We start from the raw sequence: 13,978 nt of genomic DNA on the forward strand, positions 1-13,978 counted from the left end.
GATTGGTGCAGATCACTTCTGATATTGGACTGTCAGGAGCTGGCCGCACAACAGCCGCCACACCTAATTAACTGGTGCATTCGTCTTCTGAAAATGACAGCGCCGGTTGCCTTGGCGGGCTTGTCACAAACCTACGTTTTCAAGAAGAAGGAAACCGCATGCCCCGCCGTTCGATCCTCTCCGCCGCCGAGCGCGAAAGCCTGCTGGCGTTGCCGGACACCAAGGATGAGTTGATCCGTCACTACACGTTCAGCGAAAGCGACCTCTCCATCATCCGGCAGCGGCGCGGCCCGGCCAATCGGCTGGGCTTCGCGGTGCAGCTCTGCTACCTGCGCTTTCCCGGCGTCATCCTTGGCGCTGATGAGCCACCGTTCCCGCCATTGCTGAGACTGGTCGCCAACCAGCTCAAGGTCGGCATCGAAAGCTGGGACGAGTACGGGCAGCGTGAGCAGACCCGACGCGAGCACCTGGTCGAGCTGCAAACGGTGTTCGGCTTCCAGCCGTTCACGATTGGCCACTACCGGCAGGCTGTCCAGTTGCTGACCGAGCTGGCCATGCAAACCGACAAGGGCATCGTGCTGGCCAGAGCCTTGATCGAGCACCTGCGGCGGCAGTCGGTCATTGTGCCCGCCCTCAACGCCGTCGAGCGGGCGAGCGCCGAAGCGATTACCCGCGCCAACCGGCGTCTCTACGACGCCTTGGCTGAGCCGCTGACGGACGTGCATCGCCGTCGCCTCGACGATCTGCTCAAGCGCCGCGACAACGGCAAGACGACGTGGCTGGCCTGGCTGCGGCAATCCCCGGTCAAACCGAACTCGCGGCACATGCTGGAACACATCGAACGCCTCAAGGCGTGGCAGGCGCTCGACCTGCCCTCCGGCATCGAGCGGCTGGTTCACCAGAACCGGCTGCTCAAGATCGCCCGCGAGGGCGGCCAGATGACGCCCGCCGACCTGGCGAAGTTCGAGCCGCAGCGGCGTTACGCGACCCTGGTGGCGCTCGCCATCGAGGGCATGGCCACCGTCACCGACGAAATCATCGACCTGCATGACCGCATCCTGGGCAAGCTGTTCAATGCCGCCAAGAACAAGCATCAGCAGCAGTTCCAGGCATCCGGCAAGGCGATCAATGCCAAGGTGCGGCTGTTCGGGCGCATCGGCCAGGCGCTGATCGAGGCCAAGCAAGCGGGCCGCGATCCGTTCGCCGCCATCGAGGCCGTCATGTCCTGGGATGCTTTCGCCGAGAGCGTCACCGAAGCGCAGCGGCTCGCGCAACCCGAGGACTTCGATTTCCTGCACCGCATCGGCGAGAGCTACGCCACGCTGCGCCGCTACGCGCCGGAATTTCTCGACGTGCTCAAGTTGCGGGCCGCGCCCGCCGCCAAGGACGTACTCGACGCCATCGAGGTGCTGCGCAGCATGAACAGCGACAACGCCCGCAAGGTGCCCACCGACGCGCCGACCGAGTTCATCAAGCCGCGCTGGCAGAAGCTGGTGATGACCGACACCGGCATCGACCGGCGCTACTACGAACTGTGCGCGCTGTCGGAGCTGAAGAACGCGCTGCGCTCCGGCGACATCTGGGTGCAAGGCTCGCGCCAGTTCAAGGACTTCGAGGACTACCTGGTGCCGCCCGCGAAATTCGCCAGCCTCAAGCAGGCCAGCGAATTGCCGCTGGCCGTGGCCACCGATTGCGACCAGTACCTGCATGACCGGCTGACGCTGCTGGAAACGCAGCTCGCCACCGTCAACCGCATGGCGCTGGCCAACGAGCTGCCGGACGCCATCATCACGGAGTCGGGCCTGAAGATCACGCCGCTCGATGCGGCGGTGCCCGATACCGCACAGGCCCTGATCGACCAGACGGCGATGATCCTACCGCACGTCAAGATCACCGAATTGCTGCTGGAGGTAGACGAATGGACGGGCTTCACCCGGCACTTCGCCCACCTGAAGTCAGGCGACCTGGCCAAGGACAAAAACCTGTTGCTGACCACGATCCTCGCCGACGCGATCAACCTGGGCCTGACCAAGATGGCGGAATCGTGCCCCGGCACGACCTACGCCAAGCTGGCCTGGCTGCAAGCCTGGCACATCCGCGACGAAACCTACGGGGCGGCACTGGCCGAGCTGGTCAACGCGCAGTTCCGACATCCCTTCGCCGAGCATTGGGGCGACGGCACCACGTCATCGTCGGACGGCCAGAACTTCCGCACCGGCAGCAAGGCCGAGAGCACCGGCCACATCAATCCGAAATACGGCAGCAGCCCAGGGCGGACGTTCTACACCCATATCTCCGACCAGTACGCGCCGTTCCACACCAAGGTCGTGAACGTCGGCGTGCGCGACTCGACCTACGTGCTCGACGGCCTGCTGTATCACGAATCCGACCTGCGGATCGAGGAGCACTACACCGACACGGCAGGGTTCACGGACCACGTCTTCGCGTTGATGCACCTGCTGGGCTTCCGCTTCGCCCCGCGCATTCGTGACCTGGGCGACACCAAGCTCTACATCCCGAAGGGCGATGCCACCTACGAGGCGTTGAAACCGATGATCGGCGGCACGCTCAACATCAAGCACGTCCGCGCCCATTGGGATGAAATCCTGCGGATGGCCACCTCGATCAAGCAGGGCACGGCGACGGCCTCGCTGATGCTCAGGAAGCTTGGCAGCTACCCGCGCCAGAACGGCCTGGCCGTCGCCCTGCGTGAGCTGGGACGCATCGAGCGCACACTGTTCATCCTGGACTGGCTGCAAAGCGTCGAGCTGCGCCGCCGCGTGCATGCCGGGCTGAACAAAGGCGAGGCGCGCAACGCGCTGGCCCGCGCCGTGTTCTTCAACCGCCTGGGGGAAATCCGCGACCGCAGCTTCGAGCAGCAGCGCTACCGGGCCAGCGGCCTCAACCTGGTGACGGCGGCCATCGTGCTATGGAACACGGTCTATCTGGAGCGGGCCGCGAACGCCTTGCGTGGCCACGGTCAAGCCGTCGATGACGGCCTGTTGCAGTACCTGTCGCCGCTCGGCTGGGAGCACATCAACCTGACCGGCGATTACCTCTGGCGCAGCAGCGCCAAGATCGGCGCGGGCAAGTTCAGGCCGCTACGGCCGCTGCAACCGGCTTAGCGTGCTTTATTTTCCGTTTTCTGAGACGACCCCATGAAGATCAACATTCGTCACAGCAACTGGCATCGCCTGCGCTGGCCTGCCGTGGCGGGCATGATTGCGGCGTCCGCGATCGGCACAGCCTGGGCGACCGGCTGGCGGTTCAACACCACACCCAGCGAGCCGCTGGGCCTGTATCGCCTGACGCCCGTTACGGCGCAGACCGTGATTCATCGCGGCGACCTGATCTCCTTTTGCCCCCCGGTGACGCTCTATCCGTTCATGGTTCATGGCGCGTGCCCCAACGGCGGTGCGCCGTTTCTGAAAACCGTTGTCGGCGTGCCGGGCGATGTGGTGGACGTGTCCACAGCGGGGGTCTCTGTCAACGGACGTCTGTTGCCGCAGAGCAAGGTGATCGCGCGACCGAAGGCGTGGCCAGGGCTGACGCTGCCCGCTGATTTCGGTGTACACCGGCTTGCGGATGGCGAGTATTGGACGTTTGGTTCTGGCGATCCGAAGGTGTCGTTCGACAGCCGGAATTGGGGGGTGGTGCAGCGGGATCGGGTGATTGCACGGTCGGCGGGCTGAGTTCGCTACGCTTGCGGTTGCACGATTGATTCGACACCGCCCATGCCTAGCCCTTCCGCCCTCGACATCCGCCGCCGCCTCACCGCCTTCGCCAAGGAATGGGCCAACGCCCAGCGAGAGGCTGCCGATGCCAAGACTTTCTGGCTACGCTTCTACGAGTGTTTTGGCATTCGCGCCGAGTCGGCCACCATCTACGAAAAGGCCGTGGACAAGCTCGGCGGCGCGCGCGGCTTCATCGACAGCTTCATCCCCGGCAAACTCATCGTCGAACACAAAAGCCGGGGCAAAGATCTCGACAAAGCCTTCGATCAGGCCGCCGATTACTTCATCGCCCTGCCCGAGGCCGAGCGCCCGCGCTACATCATCACCTCCGACTTCGCCCGCATCCGCACTGGTTCAGCTTTTTGCTCGAAGACGAAGCCCCGCAGATCGTCGAAGAATCGCCCATCAACCGCAATGCCGCCTACGCCATCAGCAAGCTGCACGAAGGCTTGCTCGACATCGGCTTCAAAGGCCGCGACCTCGAAATCTTCCTCACCCGGCTGCTGTTCTGCCTGTTCGCCGACGACACCGGCATCTTTGGCGACAACGGTATGTTCCGCCGCCTGGTGGAGCGTACCCGCGCCGACGGCAAAGACCTGGGGGCCACGCTCTCCGAACTGTTCGACGTGCTCGACACCGCCGAAGACCAGCGCCAGACCACGCTCGACGACGACCTGCGCGCCTTCGCCTATGTCAACGGCAGCCTGTTTGCCGAGCGCACCCGCATCCCCGCCTTCAACGCCGAATTGCGCGCCGTGCTCATGCGCTGCATCGACCTCGACTGGTCGGGCATTTCCCCGGCCATTTTCGGCGCCATGTTCCAAGGCGTGCTCGAAGCGCATTCCCCTGACGAGCGCCGCCAGGCCAGCCGCCGCGAACTCGGCGCGCACTACACCAGCGAACGCAACATCCTGCGCGTACTCGGCCCCCTGTGCATGGACGACCTGCGCGACGAATTCGCCGCCGCCCGCCACAGCAAACCCCGGCTGCAAGCCCTGTACGACAAGCTCCCCACGCTGACCTTTTTCGATCCCGCCTGCGGCTGCGGCAACTTTCTGGTCATCGCCTACCGCGAACTGCGCCGCCTGGAAAACGAAGTCATTGAACTGCTGTTCAGCAAGGGCGGGCAGACGCGCGGCCTGCTCGACGTATCCACCTTGTCGCGCCTGCGCGTGAGCCAGTTCTATGGCATCGAGATTGACCAATCCGCCGCGCACATCGCCCGCGTGGCGCTGTGGATCACCGACCACCAGATGAACCTGGAAACCGCCGAGCGCTTCGGCACCACTCGGCCTACCGTGCCCTTGGTCGATAGCCCGCACATCCACCACGCCAACGCCCTGCGCACCGACTGGGCCGAAGTGCTGCCGCCCGAGCAGTGCAGCTATGTGCTGGGCAACCCGCCGTTCGTGGGCCACCAGTGGCGCAACGCGGAGCAAATGGTTGATATGGCATCAGTGTGGGGTCATGAGGGCCGATTCGGTCGCCTTGATTATGTGACCTGCTGGCATCGCCGAGCAGTCGAATACTGCGCACCGAATCGTGCCATTGCGGTTGCGTTCGTATCCACCAACAGCATCTGCCAGGGTGAGCAGGTGGGCACCATGTGGCCTTGGATGCTCTCCAAGGGCGTTCAAATCCGTTTCGCTCACCGCACGTTCAAGTGGAGTAACGAGGGCAAGGGCAAGGCCGCCGTGCATTGCGTCATCATCGGGTTCGCATTACATGCCCCGAGGCATTGCACCATATTCGACTATGGCGACGACCCCAAGGGCGAGGGGGTGAGAGTCGAGGCCAATCGGATCAATCCATACTTGGTTGACGCGCCGGACGTAATTCTGCCGTCGAGGACCGATCCGCCACCTGGCATGCCACAACTGCTCAAAGGGAGTCAGCCGACAGACGGCGGGCACTTGATCCTGACTGACCAGCAAAAAGCCGAGCTTCTCGCGATCGAGCCCCGTGCGGAGCAATGGCTTCGCCCTTACGTTGGTGGCGAAGATTTTCTCAACGGCACGTGGCGATGGTGTCTTTGGCTAAAGGGGGTTTCACCATCGGAGTTGCGCTCGGCACCCGCCGTCATGCAACGGGTCCGCGCAGTCGCTGAGACAAGGCTCAAAAGTCCGACCAAGAGCGTGCAGGAGTTCGCGGCCCAGGCGACACTGTTCACGCAAGATCGTCAGCCTGAAACCGACTATCTGGCGCTGCCTGAAGTGTCATCGGAAAACCGACACTTTATTCCGATGGGCTTCTTGCCCAGCAGCGTGATTGCGAGCAACAAGCTGCAAATCATCCCAGGGGCGACGCGCTTCCACTTTGGTGTCATGATGAGCACGATGCACAACGCATGGATGCGTGCGGTGTGCGGTAGGCTGGAAAGTCGTTATAGCTACGCGCCAGCCGTATACAACAATTTTCCTTGGCCGCAGCCAACCGACGCGCAGCAGGAGGCCATCGAGCACAACGCGCAGGGCGTCCTTGATGCACGGGCGCTGTATCCCGGCGCCACCCTGGCCGATCTCTACGACCCGCTGACCATGCCTGCCGAACTGCGCAAAGCCCACCAGGCCAACGACCGGGCCGTGGACGCAGCCTACGGCTACAAGGGCGACAAGGCCGACGCCCCGCGCGTGGCCTTCCTGTTCGGCCTGTATCAGCGGCTTACGAGCTTGCTTCCAGCCCAGAAAACGCGGAGTCGGCGCGAGGTGTCGGCATGATCCGCTCTGAACTGATAGACGGCTTGGCGGCAAGCCACCCGCACCTTTCGCGCAAGGATGCCGAAGACACCGTTGAGGTCATCCTAAACGCCATCGTGCAGGCGGTGGCCGACGGCAAACGGGTGGAGATTCGCAATTTCGGCGTGTTCAGTGCTTCGCTGCGCAAAGCCCATCTGGCGCGCAATCCGAGGACGGGCGAGCCTATGCAGAAGGCAGCGACCCGGTTTCCAAAATTCAAACCGGGCAAGCCATTGCAGGGGCTGGAGCCGTCCGCGTCGTCGGACAAGTAAAAAAAGAGCGGCCTCAGCCGCCCTTCCCTGCGATGCTCTGCTCTCAACTCCCCGAGTACGGCGGCAGAATCATCGTCCGGTTGACCAGCACATTGAACGTGTAGCCAGGCCGGATGTTGAGCGTCGGCTGAATGTTCAGGTTCTTGTTGAGCAGGTTCGTCCCGACGGTATCGATCTGCTGCGACAAGGCTCCTGCAGCCTGCTGGCTGGCACTTGGCGTGGTGAGTGCGCTGCCGGTCTGCGGTTGGCTCAACTGCGCCCCCACCCCCAGCATGCTCATCAGAATGGCGCTGCCGAAGATGCGCGCGTAGTGGTTGTCCACCTGATCGGACAAGCCGCTTTCGCCCTGCCCGTCCGCGCCGATCATGCCCTTGAGGTCGATCATCGATCCGTTGGGGAAAATCAGCCGGTTCCAGGCCACCAGCACGCGGCTCTGGCCATAGGCCACGTCGCTGCTATACGAGCCGATAACTTTGGTGCCTTGCGGAATCAGGACAACGCTCGGGTTCAGGCTGTCGTACACGGTCTGCCGCACCATGCCGGTGATCGTCCCCGGCAAGTCGCTATCAATGCCGGTTTGCAACACGGCAGGAATGACCGAGCCGGCAAATAGTTCATGGTTGGACGCCTTGGGCTGCACAGCGGCTTGCAGATAGCCGTTGCCGTCCTTGTTCTGCTGCACGTCCAGGAAACCTTGATTGCTGGACTGCGCACCAGCGCCGCCCATCCCGCTCGCCCCATTCATCCCACTCAGCGCAGCCATCAATTTGCGCACATTGGGATCGTTCGCGGCCTGCGGGTTTTGCGCCATGGCTTGCGACAGTTGATGCTGCAACGCCAGCAAGTCTTGCGGACTGGCCTGGTTCGTCCCGGCAGTCTGCATCAAGCCCTTTCCGCCGACGCCGGTCTCCGCCAGGTTGGCGCTTTGGTCCGCCAGCACAAGCCCTTCCAGGCGCTTGTAATGCTGGTCAACCAGCCACTGGTGATATTTCTGCGCGGGCGTCAAAGCCGTCGGTTGACCCGGTTGCAGCGTGGCGCCCTGCGGATGTGCCAGTGCAGCCCCTGCACCGCTGGCTGTAGGCGCGGGAGCGGATGCGGCGGTCGCCTGTGTGACAGCGCCGCGCACGGTGAACGCGCTCGTTTGCGCCGCGCTCGGTGCGGGCGGCGTACTCATGCCGACCTGATCCGTGCTGCTGGCTGACAAGGCTTCGGAAGGAGCGGACTTGTTGCCCGATGTGGCGATGCCGATCAGGATCAACGCGCTGAGCACGGTCAACCCACCGAACATCAGCGTCTTGCTTTTCTTGGACAGGCGCTTGCCTTGCTTCGGGTCGGCCTTGAGCTTCATGCCCTTGCCCTTTCCGTCGCCTTTGCCCCCATCTTTTCCGCCCTTGGTCTTTCCCGGCCCGATCACGTCAGCGATCGGGGGAAGTTCTGCGGCGGGCGCGGTGGGGACGGGCAGCGCTGCCCCTTCAATTGCGCCTGCGGGTTGGTTGTCGTCATTCATGTTTCTTGCCTCTGTGTTGGGGGCTCGCTGCCGCAGATGGATCAGCGCGCCCAGCCGAAGAAGCCGGCGCTGCTTTGCCCGCCGTGCTGGCACACCACGGTGTGCGCGTTCTTTCCGACACCCAGCGTCAGGTTGAATTTGCTCGGCAGGCCGTCAAGAACGTAGTAGCCATGCACCAGGCGACTGTTCATCAGTTCGGTGTTGCCATTGCTGGTGTTGAACACAGCGGGCGCATCGGTGAATTTCATCGACTGCGGCATCTGCAGGTAGGTGTGGCCGCCACCGGCAAACACGCGCACCGGCAGCATGTTCGTATCGTCATTGCCGTTATCCGCGGTGCAGGTGAAATCAAAGTCCAGCTTGGCCGGGTCGATGTTGCCCAGCGGGGCAACCACGGCCTGCTTCTTGGCTTCGGCTTTGGCTTGTTCGGCGGCGCGTGCTTGTGCGGCCTGCTGCTGCATGTTGATGACCAGTTGCTGCGGGTCGTAGTAGCCGACCAGTGGCACATAGTCGTGCGCATCACTTTTCAGGGTCATGTAGTAGACCCGTCCGGCATCGGTGGTCACGACCAGATTGGTGACCAGCCCGGCTTGCGTCGGCTTGACGATCACAATGGGTCGCTCCCCGGCATTCGTGGGTTGCACCAGCCAGCGCACCGAGTCGCCGATGCTCAGGCTGGTGATGTGCTCGCCGGTCAGCAGGTTGATGACGCAGACATGCAGCGGGGCGCAGGTGATGGTGGGGCGACTTTGGCCGTAGGCGTACATCACTTGCCCGTTCGTACCGATGATGTCATTGGCGACGCCGGTTTGCAGCCATTGCTGTGCGGCGGCGTCGGTCGCCCGGTACGACAGCGGCACGGGCGGGGTCTGGTTCACCAGTTCATGACTGGTGCGCCCGTTGTCGGGCGTGCCGACCGGGATCGCCCGGTGGACGACGCGAAAACGCTGGAGTTCATGGCTGACGCGCCCGTTGTCAGGCGCCGACCCGCCAGCAAAGGCAGGGGCAAAGAAAGAGGCCGACAGGGCGACGGCAAGAAGAGTGCGTTTCATGGGGGTTTCTCCGGGGGATGGAATCGGGGTGGATCAGGACACGCTCTGCGTCCAGTTCAGGGACTGAATGAAAATGCCCAGCGGGTTGTCGAGCATGACTTGCGGCTTGTCGGCCAGCTTGGCGTCCACGCCGACGGTGATCTGCGCTTTCCAGTGCGTCGTCGTGCTGTTCTGCCCGGGGATGGCTTTGACTTCCGTCCAGTTCACCTGGTAGGTGTTGGCGCCCGTCGGCAACACGCTGTTGACCTGCGGGTTGACGGTGTAGGCCGCACCGAACGGGCTGTTGGCCTTGAACCAGTCGCTGACCGTGCTGGCGGCATTGCTGGACAGCATGGCGTAGCTGCGGTTGAGCAGCGTTTGCTGCGCGGTCTGGTCGGGCAACACCATGCGGGTGTTGACGATCCAGTTGGCAAGTTGCGCTTCGATGATGCGCTGAGTCACGCCAGAGCCGTTGCTGGGTTGGGCCACTGCAATCGGGCTGCCCATCTTGTCGATGGCAACGACAAAGGGCTTGATCTTGCTCTGCGCGCCGATGTAGGCCACACCCGCTACGGCGACGGACGCCACGGCAAGTGCGGCAATGGCGGCGATGCGCCAGGACTTGGCGCGGGCGATCTGGTCGCCGTAGCGCTCGTCCCACTCGCGGCGGGCATTGAGGTAAGGGTTGGCTTGAGCCATGTCGGGTTCTCCTTCAAGGATGGGAACTGCTTGAGTGGATATACGCAGGGGCGGCACGGCGTGAGGACGCGGGGCGGATTCCCCAGGCGCGCTGCAGATCGAGGCCGACAGTCCAGCCGAGTTCTGATGAGCGGCGAAGGCTGCGCACAAAGTGATGCACGGCCTTGTTTTGTGGCGGCGGCACTTTCGTGCGCGCGGTGATGGGCGGGCTGCTGCTGGACATTTCGGCATCTCCGAATGTGTTGGGATGCTGGGATATACGCAGGGGCGGCAGATCGGTGATCAGAACGTCAGCGCGTAGCCGATGCGGTACTCGGCAGTCCGGATGTGCAGACCACTGTCCTGGCTGATCGGCAAATTCATCAGTCGCGCGCCGACGGTCAGCGCGCCAGGGCCAAAGCGCAGGGAGGCGCCGATGTCGGCTGCGGTGTAGAGCCCGCCGATGGTCGGGCGCTGCGTGTATTGGGTCGCGAAGTTGCGGCCAAACTCGAACGCAGCATGTAGCGAGACATCCGAGGTCGGCGCGTACAGATAGCCGATGCGCGCGCCGGCGTAGCCGCTCGCCATGCGCCAGCCGGGGCCGTCATGGAAGTAACTGCCGCTGTAGTCAATGCGGGTGTAACCCGTCACCAGGCCGGGCTGAATGGTTCCGATTGCCAGTGGCAAATTTCCGTTGATGGCAACGTGGGCGTCCGTGTCGCTCGCCGCTTCGCGTTTGCCGTGGGTGACGCTGGCGGTGACGTCGTACCCGTCAGGTAGCTCTGCTTGAGCGGCCAGGTGCAGCGCGGGCACGCTCGACGACAAACCGTTTCCGGTGTTCAGGCTGACGTTGGCGTAGCCCACGGTCAGTGTGGCGGCGTGGGCGGTGGCGAGACTGGCCGCGAGCAGGGTTGCGGCAGCGTAGATTGCGGTGGGTGTGCGCATGACGGCATGTCCAGGAATGGGAGATACCGGGATATGCGCGGGGGCGGCACTTTGCTTTCTTGCCCCCTGGTCTTATCTCGCACGCAACGCGGGTACGTTTGCCGATTGATTTGGCGTTCAAGGCGCAGCCGAGAACGCTGCCTTTCGGGTCTCGGGCGGAGCCTGAGCAGGTGGGGACGGGGCACAAACGCAGAAACCGACAAGCGAAGCGCGGGCGGTTTCGAGGATTGTGGCCACGGCCCCCTACCCTGCACTTGTTTGTTGTCCACTGGCTTGAATTGTTACGCCTGTCAGATCGTTTTTGTTCGCTGTCGATACGCCTGTCAGAACGATTTGCGCCGCTGTCAAATCGCTTTTGAATCCTGTCGATACGCCTGTCGGATTGCTTTTGAATCCTGTCGAGACGATTTGCGCACCTGTCGATGGAATTGTTACGCCTATCAGATCGCTTTTGAAACATGTCAGTACGCCTGTCAAATCGCTTTTGAATCCTGTCGGCGTGTTTTTGAATTCCTGTCGCGCCGGCTGTCAGATCGAATCTGCCGCCTGTCGCCATAACCATGCATCAGCCCACAGCGAATGCTGAGTACGATATGGATACTGCGAACACGGAAGATTTCATTGAAGACCCTGTTGAACGCATCCGCCAGCGAGCGGACGCTACATTGACGCGGCGACTGCAAGACCCGCAACGCCTGTCGCCGAGCTCGCTGGTGCGTGTCCTTTTCCCCGTCATTGAGAAGCACCTGGCAGCTGGACTGACGCTGGAAGACATCGCAGCAGCCTTGCGGGATGACGGCTTCGCCATCAAAAGAACCCATCTGGTTCGGCATCTGGGCATCATTCGCGCTGAAAATGGGCTGCCGCCGCTGCAACGGGGTGTGAAAGCCGCACCCCAACCCCAAGGGGCAAAGAAAAAAGCCGACGGCCCGCACCCCGAGGTGCAGCCTTCCGCGCTCGCACCCGCTCTAGCCCAGCCACAGACCCGACCCGACCCACCCGCATCACCCCGACACAACCCGCCCTCACCCGCCCCGTTCCCGGAAATTCCACACGGTGAGTTGACCCACACGGAACGCTCGGAGCTTGCCAAGAAGTGGATTGCCGAACAATTCGGCGACCGGCATCCGACGCAGGTCAAACCCGATGAGTTGACCCCCGCCGCGCAGGAATGGCTGGAAAAGCTGTGGGACAAGCCCGCGCCAGTCAACCCGAAGACCGACCAGCCGTATGCGTTCAAGCGGTTCACCCCGGACGGGCGGATCACCTACGATGAACCGTGGTGGCCACCGGAAGCGATGCCGATGGAAAACAGCAAAAACGGGTATCACCCGGTACACGACGCGGCAACGCGGGAGACCCTCAAGAAGTATGGGCTGCGCCTCATTGCCACCAGTGAGCGGCTGATGGAAATCAGGGACAAAAACGGCAAGTATTGCGTCGGCGGGTTCGGGCAAGATGACGCGGCTTGCCTGATCAGATCGGTGCGCGAGACGGCGCAAGACATCGAGGAAGAGCGCAGGAACGGCATCCCCTACTGATTTGATTTGCCGCCCCTTCGCATATCTGGTTGTGTACCTACCAACTGGAGATCGTGATGATCAAAACCTATTTCGTTGACGGCGACAAGGGCGGCGTCGGCAAGAGCTTCACCGCGCGTGCCCTCGCCGACATGCTGATGCAGTCCGCGCGTTTCAAATTGCCGCGTCCGGTCAAGCGCCTGTTTGTCGTTGACGCGGATGCGTCGAATCAGGACGTGTGCGGCAAAGGCGGGTTCAGCCCGGAGCGCGTCGGCGATTGTGATGTTTCCATTCTGATGCGCGGCATCGAAACGCCCGAGCAGTGGGTGTCCGTCGGGAATGAAGTCTTCGACCTGATTCAGGACTGGCCCGAAGACGAGGAAAACCGCATCGTGTTTTCCCTGCCTGCAGGGGCGGGCCTGGCGATTGCTCAGGCGGGTGAAGTTACCGAGGTCATGAAGGCGCTGAACGCCGTGCATGTCTGGGTGATCGGAACCGATTATGAGTCGGTGCGGCAGTTGCAGGATCGTTTCAACCAGTTCCCCAAGTTTTATGAACGCGGGTTCGTCGTCCTGAACATGCGTCACGGCACGCGCGACAAGTTTGCGCACTGGGACAAGAGTGGGACGCGCACGCAGGCCCTTGCGAGTGGCTGGCGCGAAATCGAAATGCCGGTGCTCACCCCGTTTGTGTCCGCCGAACTGTCGCGCACGCCACTGCACCATGCCGTCCTGAATGGGGCGGTCAACGGCGGCAAGAAGCTGGGTCTGGGGTCGCTTATCGCGGTCAAGACCTTTCGCGGCGCTGCGGGCGCGCGCCTGGCCGAGATGGAGCGGGAAACCGCCGGCGAGGAAAGCCTGGATGATGAAGCCATGGATGATGAAGTCCCTTCGTCCGGCAGCTTTACCGTCCGCCCCGATACGGCAGACATTTAAGGAGCGCGCCCATGAGCATTTATTCCGATCTGATCGAGCGCTTTGCGCCGGACGGACTGTCCTCGCAGCAGCAGGCCGAAATCGACTCCATCCGTCTGGCGACCCAGTTCGACGACAACGACAGCCAATGGGGCGTGATCCTGCCAATGTATTTCTTGTCCAACCGCAGGGAGCAGGCCCGCGTCGATCATGAGGCCCTGCTGCGGGCCGTCCAGAACGTCACCACGGGCGGCATTGACGCGGAGAAGCTGGGCAAGCTCATTGGCCCGCACATCGACGCCAGCGAGATCAATGTCCCTGTGCCGGAGATCAACGCCAACAAGATTGCGCAGGCCATCGCAAAGGCCGCGATGCCGGCCTTTGAGTCGGCCCTGGCTGACCGGGTGGTCAAGATGGACGCAAAGGAAGCCCATGAGGCGATCCGCGGCGCGGTGTCCGACACCCTGTTTTCCTGGCAGGTGGGCGTAGCGGTCGCCGCTGCATTGCTGGTCGCGATCGCTGGGTACTGGTGGGGCGGCAAGCAAGTGGAGTGGAGGGATCAGCCGGTCATGATCCAGATGCAAAGCCAGATTCATCAGTTGCGGGCCGAGTTGGTTGGCCAGCGGCACTGAGTTTGCCGCC

At 62.9% G+C, this 13,978-nt stretch carries 12 protein-coding genes and 1 pseudogene; 8 read left to right on the forward strand and 5 right to left on the reverse strand.

Going from position 1 to position 13,978, the window contains the following annotated elements; translation table 11 throughout:
* The first annotated feature begins 158 nt into the window (after window positions 1-158).
* From B7X30_RS00005 to B7X30_RS00020, 5 genes and pseudogenes are all read left to right on the forward strand, one after another.
* Window positions 159-3,125 (forward strand): Tn3-like element ISPa38 family transposase, encoded by a 2,967-nt coding sequence (locus B7X30_RS00005; RefSeq protein ID WP_003100881.1) that lies wholly within the window; start codon window positions 159-161, stop codon window positions 3,123-3,125.
* Window positions 3,126-3,158: 33 nt separating this feature from the next.
* The gene (locus tag B7X30_RS00010) at window positions 3,159-3,692 is read left to right on the forward strand and encodes a S26 family signal peptidase (protein WP_064971528.1); all 534 of its coding nucleotides are present in this window, start codon (window positions 3,159-3,161) and stop codon (window positions 3,690-3,692) included.
* A gap of 42 nt (window positions 3,693-3,734) precedes the next feature.
* A pseudogene (locus B7X30_RS15700) lies at window positions 3,735-4,022 on the forward strand (type IIL restriction-modification enzyme MmeI); the annotation flags it as partial.
* A gap of 74 nt (window positions 4,023-4,096) precedes the next feature.
* Window positions 4,097-6,451 (forward strand): class I SAM-dependent DNA methyltransferase, encoded by a 2,355-nt coding sequence (locus B7X30_RS00015; RefSeq protein ID WP_286728477.1) that lies wholly within the window; start codon window positions 4,097-4,099, stop codon window positions 6,449-6,451.
* Complete coding sequence (locus B7X30_RS00020) at window positions 6,448-6,741, forward strand: HU family DNA-binding protein (protein ID WP_064971526.1); 294 nt, start codon at window positions 6,448-6,450, stop codon at window positions 6,739-6,741. Before B7X30_RS00015 ends, B7X30_RS00020 begins: the two co-directional genes overlap by 4 nt.
* Window positions 6,742-6,784: 43 nt before the next feature.
* On the opposite strand, the gene B7X30_RS00025 is transcribed toward B7X30_RS00020, so the two are convergent.
* From B7X30_RS00025 to B7X30_RS00045, 5 genes are read right to left on the reverse strand one after another with little or no spacing between them, the layout of a single operon-like run.
* Window positions 6,785-8,248, reverse strand: a complete 1,464-nt coding sequence (locus B7X30_RS00025; RefSeq protein ID WP_064971525.1) for a TraB/TrbI/VirB10 family type IV secretion system protein — start codon at window positions 8,246-8,248, stop codon at window positions 6,785-6,787.
* Between the two features lie 41 nt (window positions 8,249-8,289).
* Window positions 8,290-9,300: a TrbG/VirB9 family P-type conjugative transfer protein gene (locus B7X30_RS00030; protein WP_084440236.1), complete on the reverse strand. Its 1,011-nt coding sequence runs from the start codon at window positions 9,298-9,300 to the stop codon at window positions 8,290-8,292.
* A 33-nt stretch (window positions 9,301-9,333) separates the two neighbouring features.
* On the reverse strand, window positions 9,334-9,978 hold the full coding sequence (locus tag B7X30_RS00035) for a VirB8/TrbF family protein (protein WP_064971524.1): 645 nt from the start codon (window positions 9,976-9,978) through the stop codon (window positions 9,334-9,336).
* 13 nt (window positions 9,979-9,991) lie between these two features.
* Complete coding sequence (locus B7X30_RS00040) at window positions 9,992-10,201, reverse strand: hypothetical protein (RefSeq protein ID WP_156055190.1); 210 nt, start codon at window positions 10,199-10,201, stop codon at window positions 9,992-9,994.
* A 59-nt stretch (window positions 10,202-10,260) separates the two neighbouring features.
* Window positions 10,261-10,902, reverse strand: coding sequence for a hypothetical protein (locus B7X30_RS00045; protein ID WP_064971523.1), 642 nt, complete (start codon window positions 10,900-10,902; stop codon window positions 10,261-10,263).
* Window positions 10,903-11,495: 593 nt separating this feature from the next.
* Between B7X30_RS00045 and B7X30_RS00050 the strand changes: the two genes are divergently transcribed.
* From B7X30_RS00050 to B7X30_RS00060, 3 genes are read left to right on the forward strand one after another with little or no spacing between them, the layout of a single operon-like run.
* Window positions 11,496-12,443, forward strand: coding sequence for a hypothetical protein (locus tag B7X30_RS00050; protein WP_286728478.1), 948 nt, complete (start codon window positions 11,496-11,498; stop codon window positions 12,441-12,443).
* 56 nt (window positions 12,444-12,499) lie between these two features.
* On the forward strand, window positions 12,500-13,357 hold the full coding sequence (locus tag B7X30_RS00055; RefSeq protein WP_156055187.1) for a P-loop NTPase family protein: 858 nt from the start codon (window positions 12,500-12,502) through the stop codon (window positions 13,355-13,357).
* An 11-nt stretch (window positions 13,358-13,368) separates the two neighbouring features.
* Complete coding sequence (locus B7X30_RS00060; protein ID WP_064971520.1) at window positions 13,369-13,968, forward strand: hypothetical protein; 600 nt, start codon at window positions 13,369-13,371, stop codon at window positions 13,966-13,968.
* The last annotated feature ends 10 nt before the right edge of the window (window positions 13,969-13,978 follow it).

The organism is Thiomonas sp. 13-64-67 (assembly GCF_002282795.1).
Lineage (GTDB): Bacteria > Pseudomonadota > Gammaproteobacteria > Burkholderiales > Burkholderiaceae_C > Thiomonas > Thiomonas arsenitoxydans.